Here is a 17,605-nt window from a genome sequence, read left to right as displayed (position 1 = left end):
ACGTGATGGCCAGTTCATGCTCCCGTCGTCAGCCGGACCTTTCCGGTTCCCCGATCCCGAGGAGCGTGGCCGTCGTGAGAGTGATAGTCGTCGGAGCCGGCGTGGTGGGCACCCTGCACGCCTGGCACGCAGTGGAACGCGGCCATGAGGTCGTACAGATCGAGCGCGAGACGGAGGCCCGCGGCGCCTCGCTGCGTAACTTCGGCCAGATCTGGGTCAGTGGCCGCGCGGGCGGCGAGGAGCTCGAAACCGCCCTGCGGGCAAGGAAGTTGTGGGAAGAGATCGGGGCTCGCGTCCCGGCGCTCGGCTTCCGCCCCAACGGCTCCCTGACCCCCGTCCGCGGCGACCTCGAACACGCCGTCGCCGAGGCGGCCGTGGCCCGCGCGGACGCCGCCGCCCGCGGCTACGAGCTGCTCACCCCGGCCGAGGCGCGGGCCCTCAACCCCGCCCTGCGCGGTGAGTTCGGCGCCGCCCTGTACTGCGAGCGGGACGCGGCCGTGGAACCCCGCACCGCCCAACTCGCCCTGCGCGCCGAACTGCTGAAGTCGCCGCGCTACACCTTCCTGCCAGGGCGGGAGGTGCGGGACGTGGCCGGCGGGAACGCCGTCCGCGACGACCACGGGGACGTCCACACCGGTGACGTCGTCGTCCTGTGCACCGGCGCCTGGCTCACCGGCCTGGTCCGCGAACTCGCCGGGCCCGACCTGCCCGTGCGCCGGGTCCGCCTCCAGATGATGCAGACCGAGCCGCTGGGCGAGCCGCTCACCACCTCGGTGGCCGACGCGGACAGCTTCCGCTACTACCCCGCCTACCGCGGCCCGGAGCTCGACGAGCTCAACGCCCGCCAGGCGCAGGCGGAGACGGCCGCGGAGCACCGGATGCAACTGCTCATGGTCCAGCGCGCCGACGGCGGACTGACCATCGGCGACACCCACGAGTACGAGCACCCCTTCGCCTTCGACACCACCGAGGAGCCCTACGAGCACCTCACCGCCGTGGTGGAGTCCTTCCTCGGCCGGCCGCTGCCACGGATCCGGCGCCGCTGGGCGGGCGTGTACGCGCAATGCACCGACCCCGCCCGGGTCGTGCACCGGCAACAGGTGCGCGACGGGGTCTGGCTGGTGACCGGGCCCGGCGGGCGCGGGATGACCTGCTCGCCCGCGATAGCCGAGACGACCGCGAACGAACTGGGCTGGTGACCTCCATGACCGAGCAGAACCCCGACATCCGCCTCGTCGTCCTCGACATGGCCGGTACCACCGTCGCCGACGACGGCCTCGTCGAGGAGGCCTTCACCGCCGCCGCCCGGCACCTCGGCGCCGACCCGGCCGGCCTGATCGACCACGTCCGCGCCACCATGGGCGAGTCCAAGATCTCCGTCTTCCGGCACCTGTTCGGCGAGGAAGCGGCGGCGCAGGAGGCCAACCGGGCCTTCGAGGCCGCCTACGCCGAACTCGTCGACGCCGGACGGGTCGAGGCGATCCCCGGCGCCCGTGCGGCCATCGAGCGGCTCACCGCGCAGGGCCGTACGGTCGTGCTCACCACCGGGTTCGCCCGCACCACCCAGGACGCCATCCTCACCGCGCTCGGCTGGCGGGACCTCGCCCCCCTCACCCTGTGCCCCGCGGACGCCGGGGGACGGGGACGGCCGTACCCGGACATGGTCCTGACCGCCTTCCTGCGCACGGCGGTCGCCGACGGCGTACGGCAGATCGCCGTCGTCGGCGACACCTCGTACGACATGCGCAGCGGCGTCCGCGCCGGAGCGGGCCTCGTGGCCGGTGTCCTGACCGGCGCACATGACGCGGGGGCCCTGCGCGCGGCCGGGGCGAGCCATGTCCTCGGCTCCGTCGCCGAGTTGCCCGGGATCCTCGGATGAGCGGCGGCATCCGCTTCGACGGCGTCACGGTCGCCTACGACGGGAACGTCGTCCTCGACTCCCTCGACCTCACGGTCAGGACCGGCGAGGTCATGGCGCTGCTCGGGCCGTCCGGGTCCGGCAAGACCACCGCGCTCCGGGCGGTCGCCGGGTTCGTCCGGCCGGCCTCGGGGCGGGTGTTCCTCGGCGACCGGGACGTGACCGACCTGCCGCCGCACCGGCGGGGCATCGGGATGGTCGTCCAGCAGTACGCCCTCTTCCCGCACCTGCGCGTCGAGGACAACGTCGCCTTCGGGCTCAAGGCCCGCAAGGTCGCCAAGGCAGAGCTCCGCACCCGGGTCGCCGAGGCGCTGGAGCTGACCGGCATGGCGGCCTACGCCCGCCGGTATCCGCGCGAGCTGTCCGGCGGCCAGCAGCAACGCGTCGCCATCGCCCGGGCGTTGGCGATCCGCCCGGCCGTCCTCCTCCTCGACGAGCCCCTGTCGGCCCTGGACGCCCGGCTCCGCTCCGGGATGCTCGCCGAACTCGCCCGGCTGCACCGCGAGTTGCCCGACGTGTCGATCCTGTACGTCACCCACGACCAGGTCGAGGCCCTGACCCTCGCCGACCGGATCGCGGTGATGGACCGGGCCCGCCTGCAAGCCTGCGGCACACCGCAGGAGCTGTACCGGTCCCCGGGCGACGAGTTCACGGCCTCCTTCGTCGGACACGCCAACCTGCTGCCGGTCACGGTGTCGGAGGAGGACGTCCGCTTCGGCGGGCGGCGGCTTCAGGTGGCGGGACCGGCCACGGCCGATGGGACCGCCCGGCTGGTGTGCGTACGGCCGCATCTCATCGGCCTCGGCGCCGGACCCAATCAACTCGCCGGAACCGTACGGGAGATCCAGTGGCGCGGCGCCACCCACCGCCTCTACGTCGACGTGGACGGTCACCAGATCATGGCCGACCTGCGCGAACTCAAGGACCCGCCCGCGCACGGGGACTCCGTGACCCTGCATTTCGCGCCCGAGGACGCCGTACTGCTGGGAGCCCGGCATGACTAGAAGGCTCGCGTGGGCTCTTCCGCCGGTCGTCCTCCTGGCCCTGTTCTTCCTCTACCCCCTCGCCCTCGTCGTCCGGCAGTCGTTCCGGCCGGACACCGGAGGCACCTCGCTCCAGCCGTACCTGGACGTCCTCGCCTCCGAGTCCTTCCGGCACGCCCTGTGGACCACCGTCTGGCTGGCCCTCGCCGCCACCGCCGGCTGTCTGGTCCTCGGATTCGTGCTCGCGCTCGTCATCGCCTTCGTACCGTTCCCCGGAGCGCGGGCCGTCGCCAAGTTCATCGACGTCTACCTCTCCTTCCCCTCCTTCCTGATCACCCTGGCCCTGCTCTTCCTCTACGGCACGACCGGACTCGTCGGCTCCTTCCAGTTCCTGACCACGCCCTGGGGCGTGCTCCTCGCCGAGGTCACCTACTTCACGCCGTTCGTGATGCGGCCGCTGCTCGCCGCGTTCTCGCACCTGGACACCGCGCAGATCGAGGCGGCGGCCGGTCTCGGCGCCCGCGCCCCGAGGATCGTGCGGCGGATCATCCTCCCCGAAGCGCTGCCCGCGCTCGCGGCCGGCGGCAGTCTCGTCCTCGTCCTGTGTCTCAACGAGTTCGGGATCGTGCTGTTCACCGGCGCGAAAGGGGTCACGACCCTGCCGACGCTCGTCTACGGCAAGGCGATCCTGGAGTCCGACTACCCGGGCGCGTGCGTGGTCGCCGTCGTCAACGTCCTGATCTCCGTGGGCCTTTACGGCCTCTACCGGGTGGTGAGCCGTCGTGCTGGTGCATAGCCGCGGGGCCAGACGGGCCGTATGGCTCGTGTTCCTCGTCCTCTTCCTCCCCCTCTTCGCCCTGCCCCTCCTGGTCGTCCTCGGCGCCTCCTTCGCCACCCACTGGTCCGGCGCACTGCCGTCCGGCCTCACCACCGGGCACTACGACGCCGCCACCCGCGGCGAGGCCCTCCAGGCCCTCATCACCAGCCTGGTCACGGCCCTCACCGCGAGCCTGCTCGCCCTGGCCTCCGGCACCTGGGCGGCGCTGGCCGGGGCCGCGCTGAAGGAGCGGCACCGGCGACTCCTGGACGCCCTCTTCGTGCTGCCCCTCGCGGTCCCGTCGGTCGTCGTCGGCCTCGCGATCCTGGTCGCCTTCTCCGAGCCGCCGCTGCTGCTCAACGGCACCCGGCAGATCGTGATCGTCGCCCACACCGTGCTGGTCACGGCGTTCGCGTACCAATCGGTGAAGGCGGCCCTCGCCCGCCTCGACCCCGCCTACGAACAGGCCGCCGCGTCCCTGGGCGCCCGGCCCGCGTACGTCCTGTGGCGGGTGCGGCTGCCGCTGCTCCTGCCGTCCCTCACCGCCGCCACCGGCCTCTGCTTCGCCCTGTCCATGGGCGAGTTGAGCGCCACGATGATGCTCTACCCGCCCGGCTGGACCCCGCTCCCGGTCCTGATCTACGCGGCCACCGACCGCGGCGCCCTGTTCGCCGGGTCCGCGCTCGCCGTGGTCCTGATGACGGCGACGCTGCTGGTGCTGCTCGCCGTGTCCCGGGTCCGCGCGCGGTCGACGTACCGCTGAATCCCGTCAAGCCCCTCCCACGCAAGGAGTTCATGTCGTCATGCCCAGAAGAAGCCGCACGTTCGCGCTCGCCCTGACCCTCACCGTCGCCGCCCCGCTCCTCACCGCCTGCGGCGGCTCCGCCGCCTCCGACGCGAACGTCGTCACCGTCTACAGCGCGGACGGTCTCAAGGGGGAGAACGGCGACGGCTGGTACGACCAGACCTTCAAGGACTTCGAGGCCGAGACCGGCATCAAGGTCGCGTACGTCGAGGGCGGCTCCGGCGAGATGGTGCAGCGCGCCGCCCGCGAGAAGAGCAACCCGCAGGCCGACGTCCTGGTCACCCTGCCGCCGTTCATCCAACAGGCCGACGGCAAGGGGCTGTTGCAGAAGTACGTGCCCGCGGGCGCGGACCAGGTGAGCGGCGCCGGCAAAGCGGCCGACGGGACCTGGACCTCGGTCGTCAACAACTACTTCGGGTTCGTCTACAACAAGAAGGAACTCACCCGAACCCCCGCCACCTGGGAGGAGTTGCTCGACTCCACGTACCGGAACAAGCTCCAGTACTCCACCCCCGGCGTCGCCGGCGACGGCACCGCCGTCCTCATCAAGGCCATGCACGACTTCGGCGGCGAGCAGCCCGCCCTGGACTACCTCGGCAAGCTCCAGGCCAACAACGTCGGCCCGTCCGCCTCCACCGGCAAGCTCGCGCCCAAGGTCGACAAGGGCGAGCTGCTGGTCGCCAACGGCGACGTCCAGATGAACTACGCGCAGGCCAAGGACATGCCGAACCTCGGCATCTGGTTCCCGGCGAGGAACGGCGGCAAGCCCACCACCTTCGCCCTGCCCTACGCGGCCGGCCTGGTCACCAGGGCCCCGCACTCCGCGAACGGCAGGAAACTCCTCGACTACCTCCTCAGCCGCACCGCCCAGCAGCAGGTCAGCGAGATCGGCGGCGGCTTCAGCGTCCGCCAGGACATCAAGGCCACCGACCCCGACGCGACCGCCCTCGCGAAGCTCATGAGCGGCGTCGAGGTCTTCGAACCCGACTGGGACGACATCGACGAGCACCTCACCTCGTACGTCGACGCCTGGAAGTCGGCCACCGGCAGCTGAGCCCGTACCGCATCCACCGGAGGATCACGTGACGTCACCCCTGTCCCGCCGCACCGTCCTCAGCGCCGCCGCCACCACCGCCGCGGCCCGCACCCTCGGTACCGAAGCCCGGGCGGCAGCCGCCCCCGCCCTCCCGAACGGCACCAGCGCCGACAAGGTCCTCGTCATCGGCATGGACGGGCTCCGCCACGACCGCATCGACGCGGCGAACGCCCCGCACCTGAAGGCCATGATGAGCGAGGGCACCTACGGCACCTCGCTGCTCTACGCCGGCCCGATGGCCGCCACCTCCTCGGGCCCCGGCTGGTCCACCATCTCCACCGGCGTCTGGCCCGACAAGCACGGCGTCAAGGACAACACCTTCAACGGCAAGCGGTACGGCACCTACCCCGGCTTCCTCGCCCGCCTCGCGCAGGTCCGCCCGGCCCTGTCCACCTACGCCGCCGTCGACTGGAAGCCCCTCGACACCCAGGGCACCGTCACCCCCGGCGCGGACGCCACACTGGTCCTCGACGGTGACGCCGACGGGTACACCGCGCACGACGCCACCATCGCGAGCGAGGCCGAGGCGGTCATCCGGGACCAGAACCCGGACGTCCTGTTCGTCTACTTCGGCCAGTCCGACATCGTCGGCCACAACTCCGGCGCGGCCGGCCAGGCCTACCTCGACCAGATCGCCGTACAGGACGCCTACGTCGGCAGACTCCGCGCCGCGATCAAGGCACGGCCCACCTACGGCTCCGAGCGCTGGACCGTCGTCGTCGCCACCGACCACGGCCATCTCGACGCGGGCGGCCACGGAGGATCCACCATCGAGGAGCGGCGGACGTTCGTCCTCGCCACCGGACCCGGTATCGCGGCCGGCGCCCGCCCGATCGACACCCGGCTGGTGGACGTCGTACCCACCGTCTTCCGGCAGTTGGGCGTCACCGTCGACCCGTCCTGGGGCCTGGACGGCAAGCCGATCCAGGAGCGGTCCGCCGACCCGTTCGACGCGCTCGCCCTGTCCACCCGCACCGACGAGACCGGCATCCCGGCCGGCGTCCTCGGCTACACCCACACCCCGCCCAGCGGCTGGTCCGTCAGCAACAGCGCCATGGGCACCGGCGGGGTCACCGAGTGGCGCGGCTGGGCCTTCACCACCGACGAGTGGGCCGACAAGACGTTCTCCGGGACGTACGACTCGACGCTGGTGACCCCCGCGTACGACGTCACCGTCCCTCGACGTGGCCGTTCCCGGAGGGGCGTCCAGTGTGAGCTTCCGGTTCCGGTACACCGGGTCCAACAACTGGTACTGGGTGATCGACGGGGTCAAGGTGACGACTTCCTGACTAGGGTGGGGGCGTCGGTACGTCGTGGTTCCGGCGCCCCGCTCCACCCGCACGTATGTACGCAGGAGACCACAGCAGATGTCTGACCGCAGGCCCATCGAGTCATGGCTCACCGACATGGACGGCGTACTCATCCACGAGGGCGTGCCGATCCCCGGCGCCGACGCCTTCCTGAAGAAGCTGCGCGAGTCCGGCAAGCCCTTCCTGGTGCTCACCAACAACTCCATCTACACCCCGCGCGACCTGCACGCGCGCCTGCGCCGCATGGGCCTGGACGTGCCGATCGAGTCCATCTGGACCTCGGCCCTGGCCACCGCCCAGTTCCTGGACGACCAGCGGCCGGGCGGCTCGGCGTACGTCATCGGCGAGGCCGGCCTGACCACCGCGCTGCACGACATCGGGTACATCCTCACCGACCACGAGCCCGACTACGTCGTCCTCGGCGAGACCCGGACGTACTCCTTCGAGGCCATGACCAAGGCGGTCCGGCTCATCAACGCCGGCGCCCGCTTCATCTGCACCAACCCCGACGAGACCGGCCCCTCCACCGAGGGCCCGCTGCCGGCCACCGGCGCGGTCGCCGCCCTCATCACCAAGGCCACCGGCAAGCAGCCCTATTTCGCAGGCAAGCCCAACCCCCTGATGATGCGCACCGGTCTCAACGCGATCGGCGCCCACTCCGAGACCAGCGCGATGATCGGCGACCGCATGGACACCGACGTGCTGGCGGGCCTCGAGGCCGGGATGGTGACCTTCCTCGTCCGGACCGGTCTGACCTCGGACGCGGACATCGAGAAGTACCCCTACCGGCCGTCGACGGTCGTGGACTCGATCGCGGACCTCGTCGACCGCGTCTGAAACGCCTCCACGGGCGAATCCACCCCGTATGGAGCAGTGGCGGCCATGCTGAGGATGCGGGGCCGCCGCGACGGGGGGAGTCTCCAGATATCTGGAGGTTCACGATGGGCTCACTACGCCTCACTCTCTGTGCCGGACTGCTCGGCGTCGCCTTCCTCACCCCGGCGGCACACGCGGCGGACGGGGGCGGTGTCGCGGTCACCCCGTCGTCCCCGGCCCCCGGCACCGACGTCGCCCTGCGGGTGACCGGCTGCGCGAGCAGCAGAACCGGTACGGCGGTCTCCACGGCGTTCGTCGCCGAGGTACGGCTCGCCGGCGCCGACGGCACCCTCGTCGGCGAGACCCGGGTCCGCACCGAGCTCAAGGCCGGCAGCTACGACGTGCGGATCAGCTGCGGGGACGTGTCCCGCTCGGGCGCCCTCACCGTCGTAGAGGCACCCGCGCACTCCTCGGAAGCACCCACGCAGCCCGCGCCGTACACGTCCCCCGTCGCCCCCGTCCACGCGGGCGGCGGCGGTACCGCGCAGCATCTCGCCTCCGCCGCCGGACCCGGCACCGCGCACGCCGTGACCGGGCTGGTGCTGGCCGGGGTCGCGGCGGCGGCGGTGGCGCTGCGCAGGTCCCGGCGGAGCCGCGGGAGCGACTGACCGGCCATGTCCGAGCACCACGACTCCGCCGAGCACGGCACCCGCACCGGCGGCCGGCTGCTGACCGGCGTGGCCTGGGCGGTGCTGCTGCTGGGCCTGTGGCTGTGGGGACGCGAGGTCACCGACGTACGGAACGGGATATCCGCCCCCACCACCGGCGACGTGGCCGCGGTCGGCCGGCCGCCCGGCGTCGAGCTGCCGCCCGCCGTGCACCCGCTCGGCGCCGCCCGGCCGCAGCGCATCGACATCCCCGGCCTCGGCGTGCAGGCCCCCGTGGTCGCCCGCGGCCTCGACCGGAACGGGGCGATCGACCCGCCGCCGTACGACCAGGCAGGCGTCGTCGGCTGGTACGCGGCCGGCACCCGGCCCGGGGCGGCCGGGACCGCGCTGATGGTGGGACACGTGGACACCGAGACCCGGCCCGCCGTCTTCTACAAGCTCAGCAGCGTCAAGCCCGGTGCGACGGTCCGGGTGATCCGGGACGACGGCAAGGTCGCGGAGTTCACCGTCGACGACGTACAGGTCGTCGCCCGCGACCACTTCGACGCCCAACAGGCGTACGGGACACGGCAGTCGGGGCGGGCCGAACTCCGGCTGATCACCTGCGGGGGCACCTTCGACCGGGCGAACCGCAGCTACACGGCGAACGTGATCGTGTCGGCGTACCTGACGGGAACCGGCCTGTAGCGCGCCGCAAGGACCGACCCGGCCCGGTCGACGGCCCGCTCCCCCCGAAGCCGCCGACCGGGCTGGTCCTCAACCGCGCGCGCACGGGCTGCGGGAGTAACCCGGCGTCCGACGCGGGAGGCTTGATCAGCCATGGTTGGGTGGACGACAGGCCGGGGGCTGGGGCCTTGTGGGGAAGACTCTAGAACGGATGAGCGTCCGGGCCTAGAGGTGATTGACGCCAAGTCATAAGATGACGGCGCTCTGTCATCCGCGCAGGTCGTACCGGGTTCTACGAAGGTCCGCCGGACGGCGGGCCGCCCGCCTCGCGCAACGCCGCGTCGTCGACGGCCCGTTCGATGACCGCGCTCGCCACCCGGTCCAGGGGCAGCCGGTGCCGCCGCGCGAACTGGCGCAGCGCCACGAACGCGTCGTCGGCGCGCACCCCCCACCGCTCCGCGAGCATGCCCTTGGCCTGCTCGATCCGCACCCGGCTGGAGAGCGCCTCCTGCAACTGCGCGGACAGGGTGCGGTACTGCGTGTACTCCCGGTGGTTGCGCAGCCCGACGGCGGCGGCGTCGGCGAGGGCCTGGGCCACCAGCACCTCGGCCGCGGAGGCGGGCGTCCCGCCCTCGACTGCCGCGCCGGGCGAGCCGGTCCGGTCCGGCAGCGTCGGCACGAACACGTTGAGCGCGCCGAGCAGCGTCCCGTGGCGGCGTAAGGGGACCGCGAAGGTCGAGACGATGTCGTGGCGCAGCGCCCGCTCGGTGAACTCGGGCCAGCGGGCGGCCGCGTGGGCCACCCGGATGGAGACGGGCGGCACCGGCTCGCCGGACGCGTAGCTGTCCAGGCAGGGCCCGCCCGCGTGCTGTGCCTGCAACAGGTCCAGCGCCACCTCCTCGCGGCGGCGGCTGGCCGCGAACGACACCGGCCGCCCGGTGTCGACCAGCATGATCCCGGCGGCCCGCGCGGCCAGCAGCTCCACGCAGTGGTCGGAGACGCGTCGCAGATGGTCTTCGGCGTCGAAGCCGTCCGCGAGGGTGTCGGCCGCCTCCACGAGTGCCGCCGCCAGCCGGAGTTCCCGGGTGGTGTGGTGCATGACCGCGCACTTCCTTCCCTGCCGGCCCGCCCCCGTGTCAGCGCGCGCGTACCCCGACCATGGGCGCTGTAACAGCTCCCCGACAAGGCTCGGGCGATCTCGTGTGCCCCACGCCACCTATGTCAGGATTGAGACTTGGACGAGTGCACCCGAGGGGGAGCTGGATGTACGGCAAGAGGGGGGCCGGGGCGAGGACATCCGCGATGGCGCTGGGGGCGGCGCTGCTGATCGCGGGATGCTCCTCGTCCGGGGACAAGGACGATCCGGAGGACAGCTCCGGCGCCCGGATCACTCAACAGCCCAAGGGCACCGATCCGTTCTGGGTCAACCCGGACGGCAACGCGGCCCAGCAGGTCGCCGAGTACGCGAAGGCGGGCAAGAAGGCCGACGCCGAACAGATCCGCAAGATCGCCGAGCAGCCGACCGGCGAGTGGATCGGCCCGGAGAACCCCGAGCAGGAGGCCCGCGGCTTCACGGAGGCCGCCGAGAAGGCGGACCGCACGGCGCTGCTGGTCCTCTACAACATCCCGCACCGCGACTGCGGCCAGTACTCGCAAGGCGGCGCCGCCGACGGCAACGCGTACCGCTCCTGGATCGACGGCGTGGCCGCGGGCATCGGCGACCGCCCGGCGACGGTGATCCTGGAGCCGGACGCGGTCCTGCACCTGGTCGACGGCTGCACCCCGGGCGAGTTCCACGAGGAGCGCTACGACCTGCTGAGCGGGGCCATCGCCAAGCTCAAGTCCCTGAAGAACACCAAGGTCTACCTGGACGCGGGCAACGCGGGCTGGGGCCACCCGGACCAGATCTTCGAGCCGCTGAAGTGGGCGGGCGTGGAGCGCGCCGACGGCTTCTCGGTCAACGTCTCCAACTTCTACTCGACCCAGGACTCCATCGCGTACGGCAAGCAGCTGTCGCAGAAGGTCGGCGGCAAGCACTTCGTCGTCGACACCAGCCGCAACGGCAACGGCCCGTACACCGAGGGCAAGGCCGACGAACGCTGGTGCAACCCGCCCGGCCGCGCCCTCGGCGAGGCCCCGACGACGAAGACGGCGGACCCGCTCGTCGACGCCTACGTGTGGGTCAAGCGGCCGGGGGAGTCGGACGGCGAGTGCAAGGGCGGCCCGAAGGCCGGTGAGTGGTGGGCGGAGTACGCGCTGGGCCTGGCGAAGGCGAGCAAGTAACCCCCCGTTCCTCCTGTCCTCCTACGACGACGAGGGCGCCCACCGGATCACCGGTGGGCGCCCTCGACTCTGTGCGGGCTAGGGAACCTTGACCCACTGCGCCTTGCTGGGCGTCCCCTGGTCGTCGTCGACGAACAGCATGTACCAGCCCGACTGCACCAGGTTCTTGTTCTTCGGCACCGTCACCGTGATCTTGTCCCCGGACACCTTGTAGTCCAGCGCGATGGAGCGCTGGTCGACGTCGGTGACGTGGGTGGAGGCGCTCGGCCGGATCAGCCGGACCTTCCTGACCGTCGAGGCGTGCTGGGAGGTGAACGTCCCCGAGTCGCCGCGCTCGATGGTCTGCGGGCCGCCCGAGAGGGAGGGCCGCGAGTCCCGGTACAGGTACGGCGGCGTGTAGATCTCGATGCGCTGCTCGAACTTGCCCGGCTTGGTGTTGGCCTTGTCGCTGTAGAGCGAGTCCGAGCCGAAGAACATCACCCGGCCGTCGGGCAGCAGCAGCGACCCGGAGTGGTAGTTCCGGCCCACCAGCGGGTCCGCCACCTTCTCGAAGGTGTTGGTGTCCGGGTGGTAGAGCCGCGCCTGGTGGATGTTGGAGTCGCCGCGCCCGCGGTAGTCCTCCGAGCCGCCCGACACCAGCACGGTGTCGTCGGGCAGGATCGAGGAGCTCGGGTAGCGGGTGCCCTTCTCCAGCGTGGGGCCGTCCACGAACTTCGGGTTGTCGGCCTTCAGGTCGATGATCCGGGTCTTGTTGCTGGACTTGGCCGACTCGCCGACCCCGCCGCCGCCGACCACCATGAACTTCTCGTCCTGCGCGGGCGGCAGCAGCACCGTGCCGGAGGTCTCCATCAGCTTGGGGTCGCTGAGCCCGGGCAGCTTGGTGAACTTGTTGGTGTCGACGTCCCAGATGCCCGGGTCACGGCCGACGTTGTCCGGTCCGTAGCCCGCGTTCGACCCCGAGTAGAAGACCTTGCCGTTCTGCATGAGGAACAGCGCGGGGTACGTCGGGAACTGCCGGGTCTTGTCGAGGTACGTCCACTTCCTGGTCTTCGGGTCGAAGACCTCGTTCTTGCCCGGCACCAGCTGGCCGATGTCGTCGAGGCCGGAGACGCTGAGGATCTTGCCGTCGCTCAGGGTGGTGAGCGTCGGGTACCAGCGGGCCTCGTTCATCGGGTCGACCTTGATGTACCGCTCGGCGACCGGGTCGAACTCGTAGGAGTCCCGGATGCCCTGGAAGTCCTTCTTGTCCAGGGCGAGCTTCTGGGCGATGCCGTAGGTGTTGCGCGCGTCGGTGCCGGTCAGCCCCTGGATGCGGTAGTTGTCCTGGGTGCCGGTCGCGTACTTCTCGCCGGACTTCTGCGCCTCCACGTACACCCGGTAGATACCGGGGGTGTTGCCGAGGAACTTGCCGGTCGCCTTGTCGAAGTTCTTCTTCGCGCGCGGCACGATGATCGAGTCCTTGGACACGAACGTCTTGCCGTTCTCCTTGCCGGTGAACTTGGTGCCGGCGGGCAGGGTGATCGGCTTGTCCGGGTTCTCGTTGTGGACGATCATCAGGCCGCCGGCCTTGGTGACGTCACCCTTCAGCTTCTCGTACCGCTTGGTGCCGCCCGCGATCAGCAGATTGCCGTTGGCGAGCTGGGTGTGGCCGGTGCAGAACAGGTCGCTGGGGGTGGGCACCTTCTTGATGGTGCCCTTGACCGGGTCCCAGATCCGGGAGTCGAACTTCTTGGCGTCGAAGTTGTCCTGGTTGTTGCCGGAGCCCGCGACGAGCAGCACCTTGCCGGTGCGCAGCAGCGCCGCGTGGATGGTGTTCTGCCGGTACTCCTCGGGGAACTCGACGACTTGCCACTTGCCGTTCTCGGCTTTGTACTCCGGCTTGTTGATCTGGTACTGGTGGTATTTCTCGGTGCCGAAGCGGTACAGCCACGGCCCGTTCATCCCGGCCAGTGCGAGTACCACCACCGTGCCGATCGCGAGGCGACGGGCACGGCGGCGTCCAGCCTGGTCGTTCATTCCTTACGTCCCCCAAGTCCACCGAGGGCGATCTGCATCGTCTGATCGTTGCCCCCGTTGTCGGTGTTGCTCGTGTTGCCGGTGCTGCCGGTGTTCGACGACGCCCAGGTCGGCTTCTGCGCCGGGGTGTGCGGAGCCGTCGGCAGCGGCTGCGGCTGGTACTGCGCCTGCGCCGGCACGGCCGCCGGGTCCTGCGGCTGCGCGGCGGGCCGCTTCCTCTCCTGGCGCAGCGTGAGCCGCCAGACGAAGATCGGGGTCGCGGTGATCAGCAGGGCGAAGATGGCCCAGGTGATCATCGCGGGGTGCGAGTGGCCGTAGACGAAGCCGGCGCCGATCGAGCCGCCGAAGATCGCGATGAAGTACCAGTGGTAGCGGAAGGTCGCGAACCAGCGGTCGGGGCTGGCCGACTCGCCCTTGGGGGTGACGACGAACTTGCTCTTGCGGCGCAGCGCGGAGTCGATCAGGGCCTTGGCGTACAGCGGGGCGGAGAGCGCGGACATCACCATGCCGGCCACACCGCCGGAGCCCTCGGGCTCGTGCGGCGAGACGTTGTGGCGGCGGTTCCAGACGTAGAGGCCGATCTGGAGCGCGGAGGCGTTGCCGTAGAGCATCAGCCACACGGTCGGGTCGATGTTCACACCCGAGGCGCCCAGGCCCAGGAACAGCGCGCAACTGATGGCCGCGAGGATCCAGTTGAGGGCGGACATCGGGTAGAAGATGATCATCATCGTGTAGTTGAAGAGCTTGCCCGGAGGCAGCGAGAACCAGCCCTTCCAGTACTGCTTGAGGATCGTCTCGTACGTCCCTCGCGACCAGCGCATCTGCTGGGTGAAGAAGTCCGTCCAGGCGCTGGGGCCCTCACCGACGGCCAGCACGTCCGGCGTGTAGACCGAGCGCCACTTGCGGCCCGTCGCCGGGTTCTTGTGGCGGTGGATCTCGAAGCCGGTCGCCATGTCCTCGGTGATCGAGTCGTACAGGCCGCCGATCTGCTTGAGCGCCGAGATCCGTACGGCGTTTGACGTGCCGACGAACATCGGGGAGCCGTAGTAGTTCCCGGCCCGCTGGATGAGGGCGTGGAAGAGGAACTGCTGGGACTCGGCGGCCTTGGTGACGAAGTTGTCGTAGTTGCCGTAGACCTGCGGGCCGATGACGAAGCCGATGTCCGGGTCGCGGAAGAAGCCGAGCATCCGCTCCAGGTAGTTGGGCAGCGGCACGTGGTCGGTGTCGACGGAGGCGAAGTAGTCGTAGTCGTCGCCGTGCGCGTCCAGCCAGGCGTTGTAGTTGCCGTGCTTGGTCTTGGCGCGGTGCGGGCCCTTGGCCTGGTTCCACTGCGCGACGCCCTTGCGGGAGAAGTGGTGCACGCCGAGCCGGGCGCAGACCTCCTTGACCTCGGGGTCGTCGCCCTCGTCGAGGAGCCAGACGTGCAGAAGGCCCCGGTGGCGCAGCTTGACCGCCGCCTCCAGGGTCTTCGTCACCATCTCCAGCGGCTCCTTGCCGGGCACGAAGGAGGTCAGGAAGGCGACTCTGGTGCCGGTCTCGGGTACCACCGGGATGGGGTCGCGGGCGACCAGGGTGGCGTGCGCGTTCGACAGCACGTTCATGCAGCGGAAGAACTCGATCAGGCCGATCGAGACGAGCATGACGATGTCGAGGGCCGGCAGGAAGTCGAAGGCGGGGTAGTCGCGTTCGGTCCAGTGCTCGGGCTGGAGCAGCCAGAACAGCAGGACGAGGGAGAGCACCGGCGCGGCGGCCAGCATCAGGGCGACTCGTATGCGATGCGGCTCCTGGGAGATCAGCGAGCGGTACTGCACCTTGTACGGCTTGCTCGGATCCGGCTGGGTGAGGGGGCCGGCGAGTCGGCTGTAGTGCTCGTAGTCGTACTTCGGCAGCGTCTTCTTGATCCGGCGAAACGTACCCGTCCGGGTTTGTGAGGCCACCCTGAGCTGGGTGGTTTGAGACGGGTCGAAGTCCGGCCGGGCGCCCGTCGGCGTCGACGTCATGAGTCATCCCCCCACACGCGAACCATCGCGTGCTTTGTCGGTTCCTTACGCCTGATCGAGTCCCCCTCGACCTTCACAGGCGTATCAGTGGTGGGCCGCAGTCACCACATTCTCCACACCCATAGACATGGAACCGCGACCTTCCGGTTGCATGATGCCCCCCTCGGCATCTCCTTATGAAACGGGGTCCCTCACCCCGTCAACGTCGGCAACCGGCTCCCTACCCCCCAACTGCCGCGAATCCGCAGCATCTTGAAGGACCAGGTTTCTACGGTGCCAGTCATGATCGCAAGATGCGAAACGCGGTGTTTACCGGTCATACGCGTTCATTGTGGCCCCTGTGGGGAGGGTGTGGAGCCGTTGTGGACAGTGGTGGGCGAAATGTTTCCGATCCATACGGTCCATGAGTCCGTCCGGTTCAAGCGGGCGGCAGGGTGCAAAAGCGGAAGCCCCCCGCTCGCGCGGAGGGCTTCCTGCTCGTCTGTGCGCCGCCAGGGACTCGAACCCCGGACCCGCTGATTAAGAGTCAGCTGCTCTAACCAACTGAGCTAGCGGCGCCTGCTGACCCGGAGAACTCTACCGGACGCCGGAGGGTGCTCCTGACCATCGCGAGGGCTCCCACCTGGGGCGGAGTCGGCCGCGTACATCATTCGGACCGTCAACATGCGCGTCCGGAAGACAGTTGAGAAACTGACGAATGTGCACAGTCGCGGACATTTCCATCTGGAGTGTGAGGGGAATCGCATGGAGACTCCGGGATTCGACGAACCGGCGTTCGAGGAGTTCGATCCCGCGAGCGACTGCGACTGCCCCGGATGCGTTCACTGGAGGCGCGTACTGCCGCATTCCCGTACCGGCCGCCACCCGGCCGCCCACCGAGCCGTCGTCCTCGCCGCGACGGCCACCGCGGCGGTCGCCGTGACCCAGGCCGCCCCCGCCTTCGCCGCCCCCCACGCCCCCGGCCACCCCGACCGCCCCACCGTTCCCGCAGGTGACGAACCCGACACCCCCCAGGGCGGCAAGGCCCCGCTGCACGGCCCCGGCGGCAAACCCGCCGGCATCCAGACCCCCGCCACCACCCGCGCCGCGATCATCAAGCGGGCCAAGACCTGGGTCGCCGCGCAGGTGCCGTACAGCATGACCGAGTACTGGTCCGACGGTTACCGGCAGGACTGCTCCGGCTTCGTCTCCATGGCCTGGAGCCTGCCCGGCAACGAATGGACCGGCAGCCTCGACCAGTACGGCGTCCGGATCGCCAAGGACGACCTCCAGCCCGGCGACATCCTGCTGTTCCACAATCCGGCCGACCCCGAGAAGGGCTCGCACGTCGTCCTCTTCGGCGGCTGGACCGACTACACGCACACCTACTACATCGCCTACGAGGAGACCCGCCCGCGCGCCCGCAAGCAGGCCACCCCGTACGCGTACTGGAGCAACTCGGCCCGCTACACCGCCTACCGCTACAAGGGCCTGGTGGCCGGCGCGGCCGGCGGCGACAAGCCGGCCGAGCCGCTCGACGTGCCGTTCCCCGGCGCCGCGTACTTCGGTCCCGGCGCCAACAACAAGTACGTCACCCAGCTGGGCCGCATGCTCGTCGAGCGCGGCGCCGCCCGCTTCTACGCCTCCGGCCCGGGACCCCGCTGGACGGACACCGACCGGCGGGCCACCCAGGCCTTCCAGCAGGCGCAGGGCTGGACCGGCCGGGACGCCGACGGGCTGCCGGGGGCGCAGACCTGGGCGCTGCTGGTGACGGGCAAGGGCAACGACATCCGTACGGGCGCGGCGGGGCCGCCGGCACCCTCCTCGCACGGGGTGCCCGGCTATCCGGGGCGGGCGGCCTTCCGGCCCGGCGCGAACAACAAGGACGTCACCCTGCTCGGCAGGCAGCTGGTGAAGAAGGGGTTCGGCAAGTACTACACGACGGGTCCCGGCCCCCGCTGGGGCGAGGCGGACCGACGGGCCGTGGAGGCCTTCCAGCGCGCCCAGGGCTGGCGGGGCGGCGCGGCGGACGGCTATCCGGGCCCGGAGACCTGGCGGCGGCTCTTCAAGTGACCCGCAGCGGCGCAAGCCGCACCTCGTGACCCGGACGACGTAAGCCGCACGACGCGACCCGCAGGAAGCAAGCCGCACCACGCGACCCGCAGGACGCAAGCCGCACCACGTAACCCGCATTCCGCAACACCCATCCACTGTCATGACGCATCTGGCGCGGAGGCTGGAGGCACGC

At 70.6% G+C, this 17,605-nt stretch carries 14 protein-coding genes, 1 tRNA gene and 1 pseudogene; 12 read left to right on the top strand and 4 right to left on the bottom strand.

Going from position 1 to position 17,605, the window contains the following annotated elements; genetic code table 11:
* The first annotated feature begins 74 nt into the window (after positions 1 to 74).
* The 10 genes and pseudogenes from EJC51_RS19550 (at position 75) to EJC51_RS19505 (ending at position 9,100) form a co-directional block, all read left to right on the top strand.
* Complete coding sequence (locus EJC51_RS19550; RefSeq protein WP_126272272.1) at positions 75 to 1,199, top strand: TIGR03364 family FAD-dependent oxidoreductase; 1,125 nt, start codon at positions 75 to 77, stop codon at positions 1,197 to 1,199.
* 5 nt (positions 1,200 to 1,204) lie between these two features.
* Entirely contained in the window at positions 1,205 to 1,879 is a 675-nt protein-coding gene (locus EJC51_RS19545) for a phosphonatase-like hydrolase (protein WP_126272271.1), read from the top strand.
* Positions 1,876 to 2,922: an ABC transporter ATP-binding protein gene (locus tag EJC51_RS19540; protein WP_126272270.1), complete on the top strand. Its 1,047-nt coding sequence runs from the start codon at positions 1,876 to 1,878 to the stop codon at positions 2,920 to 2,922. The genes EJC51_RS19545 and EJC51_RS19540 overlap by 4 nt, the downstream gene beginning before the upstream one ends.
* Positions 2,915 to 3,697: a 2-aminoethylphosphonate ABC transporter permease subunit gene (locus EJC51_RS19535; protein WP_126272269.1), complete on the top strand. Its 783-nt coding sequence runs from the start codon at positions 2,915 to 2,917 to the stop codon at positions 3,695 to 3,697. Before EJC51_RS19540 ends, EJC51_RS19535 begins: the two co-directional genes overlap by 8 nt.
* The gene (locus EJC51_RS19530) at positions 3,684 to 4,481 is read left to right on the top strand and encodes an ABC transporter permease subunit (protein ID WP_126272268.1); all 798 of its coding nucleotides are present in this window, start codon (positions 3,684 to 3,686) and stop codon (positions 4,479 to 4,481) included. Before EJC51_RS19535 ends, EJC51_RS19530 begins: the two co-directional genes overlap by 14 nt.
* A 40-nt stretch (positions 4,482 to 4,521) precedes the next feature.
* The gene (locus EJC51_RS19525) at positions 4,522 to 5,577 is read left to right on the top strand and encodes a 2-aminoethylphosphonate ABC transporter substrate-binding protein (RefSeq protein WP_126272267.1); all 1,056 of its coding nucleotides are present in this window, start codon (positions 4,522 to 4,524) and stop codon (positions 5,575 to 5,577) included.
* A gap of 28 nt (positions 5,578 to 5,605) precedes the next feature.
* A pseudogene (locus tag EJC51_RS19520) lies at positions 5,606 to 6,908 on the top strand (alkaline phosphatase family protein).
* Between the two features lie 78 nt (positions 6,909 to 6,986).
* Entirely contained in the window at positions 6,987 to 7,766 is a 780-nt protein-coding gene (locus EJC51_RS19515; RefSeq protein WP_126272266.1) for an HAD-IIA family hydrolase, read from the top strand.
* Positions 7,767 to 7,870: 104 nt separating this feature from the next.
* Complete coding sequence (locus tag EJC51_RS19510; RefSeq protein ID WP_126272265.1) at positions 7,871 to 8,413, top strand: hypothetical protein; 543 nt, start codon at positions 7,871 to 7,873, stop codon at positions 8,411 to 8,413.
* 6 nt (positions 8,414 to 8,419) lie between these two features.
* Complete coding sequence (locus EJC51_RS19505; protein ID WP_126272264.1) at positions 8,420 to 9,100, top strand: class F sortase; 681 nt, start codon at positions 8,420 to 8,422, stop codon at positions 9,098 to 9,100.
* Positions 9,101 to 9,371: 271 nt separating this feature from the next.
* Here EJC51_RS19505 and EJC51_RS19500 read toward each other — a convergent pair whose 3' ends face one another.
* Positions 9,372 to 10,178, bottom strand: a complete 807-nt coding sequence (locus EJC51_RS19500; protein WP_126272263.1) for a GAF and ANTAR domain-containing protein — start codon at positions 10,176 to 10,178, stop codon at positions 9,372 to 9,374.
* 164 nt (positions 10,179 to 10,342) lie between these two features.
* On the opposite strand from EJC51_RS19500, the gene EJC51_RS19495 reads away from it, so the two are divergent.
* Complete coding sequence (locus tag EJC51_RS19495; protein WP_126272262.1) at positions 10,343 to 11,362, top strand: glycoside hydrolase family 6 protein; 1,020 nt, start codon at positions 10,343 to 10,345, stop codon at positions 11,360 to 11,362.
* A 78-nt stretch (positions 11,363 to 11,440) separates the two neighbouring features.
* On the opposite strand, the gene glxA is transcribed toward EJC51_RS19495, so the two are convergent.
* The 3 genes from glxA to EJC51_RS19480 all read right to left on the bottom strand — a co-directional run bounded on the left by glxA (position 11,441) and on the right by EJC51_RS19480 (position 15,936).
* Entirely contained in the window at positions 11,441 to 13,378 is a 1,938-nt protein-coding gene (gene glxA, locus EJC51_RS19490; protein WP_126272261.1) for a radical copper oxidase GlxA, read from the bottom strand.
* Positions 13,375 to 15,378 carry a glycosyltransferase family 2 protein gene (locus EJC51_RS19485; RefSeq protein ID WP_126272260.1) on the bottom strand — a complete coding sequence of 668 codons (2,004 nt, stop codon included), beginning with the start codon at positions 15,376 to 15,378 and terminating at the stop codon, positions 13,375 to 13,377. The genes glxA and EJC51_RS19485 overlap by 4 nt, the downstream gene beginning before the upstream one ends.
* Before the next feature lie 484 nt (positions 15,379 to 15,862).
* Positions 15,863 to 15,936, bottom strand: a tRNA-Lys gene (locus EJC51_RS19480).
* Between the two features lie 186 nt (positions 15,937 to 16,122).
* Here EJC51_RS19480 and EJC51_RS19475 point away from each other — a divergent pair.
* Positions 16,123 to 17,430: a peptidoglycan-binding protein gene (locus EJC51_RS19475; RefSeq protein ID WP_126272259.1), complete on the top strand. Its 1,308-nt coding sequence runs from the start codon at positions 16,123 to 16,125 to the stop codon at positions 17,428 to 17,430.
* Positions 17,431 to 17,605 lie beyond the last annotated feature (175 nt).

The organism is Streptomyces aquilus (genome assembly GCF_003955715.1).
In the GTDB taxonomy this organism is placed as follows: Bacteria; Actinomycetota; Actinomycetes; order Streptomycetales; family Streptomycetaceae; genus Streptomyces; species Streptomyces aquilus.
The sequence above is the reverse complement of the archived record's forward strand: the minus strand, read 5'-3'. Positions and strand labels throughout refer to the sequence as shown.

What these genes read in the sequence shown, in the direction of transcription:
- EJC51_RS19545 (WP_126272271.1), top strand. Translation starts at nt 1,205, where the DNA reads ATGACCGAGCAGAACCCCGACATCCGCCTCGTCGTCCTCGACATGGCC.
- EJC51_RS19540 (WP_126272270.1), top strand. Translation starts at nt 1,876, where the DNA reads ATGAGCGGCGGCATCCGCTTCGACGGCGTCACGGTCGCCTACGACGGG.
- EJC51_RS19535 (WP_126272269.1), top strand. Translation starts at nt 2,915, where the DNA reads ATGACTAGAAGGCTCGCGTGGGCTCTTCCGCCGGTCGTCCTCCTGGCC.
- EJC51_RS19525 (WP_126272267.1), top strand. Translation starts at nt 4,522, where the DNA reads ATGCCCAGAAGAAGCCGCACGTTCGCGCTCGCCCTGACCCTCACCGTC.
- EJC51_RS19515 (WP_126272266.1), top strand. Translation starts at nt 6,987, where the DNA reads ATGTCTGACCGCAGGCCCATCGAGTCATGGCTCACCGACATGGACGGC.
- EJC51_RS19510 (WP_126272265.1), top strand. Translation starts at nt 7,871, where the DNA reads ATGGGCTCACTACGCCTCACTCTCTGTGCCGGACTGCTCGGCGTCGCC.
- EJC51_RS19505 (WP_126272264.1), top strand. Translation starts at nt 8,420, where the DNA reads ATGTCCGAGCACCACGACTCCGCCGAGCACGGCACCCGCACCGGCGGC.
- EJC51_RS19500 (WP_126272263.1), bottom strand. Translation starts at nt 10,178, where the DNA reads ATGCACCACACCACCCGGGAACTCCGGCTGGCGGCGGCACTCGTGGAG.
- EJC51_RS19495 (WP_126272262.1), top strand. Translation starts at nt 10,343, where the DNA reads ATGTACGGCAAGAGGGGGGCCGGGGCGAGGACATCCGCGATGGCGCTG.
- glxA (WP_126272261.1), bottom strand. Translation starts at nt 13,378, where the DNA reads ATGAACGACCAGGCTGGACGCCGCCGTGCCCGTCGCCTCGCGATCGGC.
- EJC51_RS19485 (WP_126272260.1), bottom strand. Translation starts at nt 15,378, where the DNA reads ATGACGTCGACGCCGACGGGCGCCCGGCCGGACTTCGACCCGTCTCAA.
- EJC51_RS19475 (WP_126272259.1), top strand. Translation starts at nt 16,123, where the DNA reads ATGGAGACTCCGGGATTCGACGAACCGGCGTTCGAGGAGTTCGATCCC.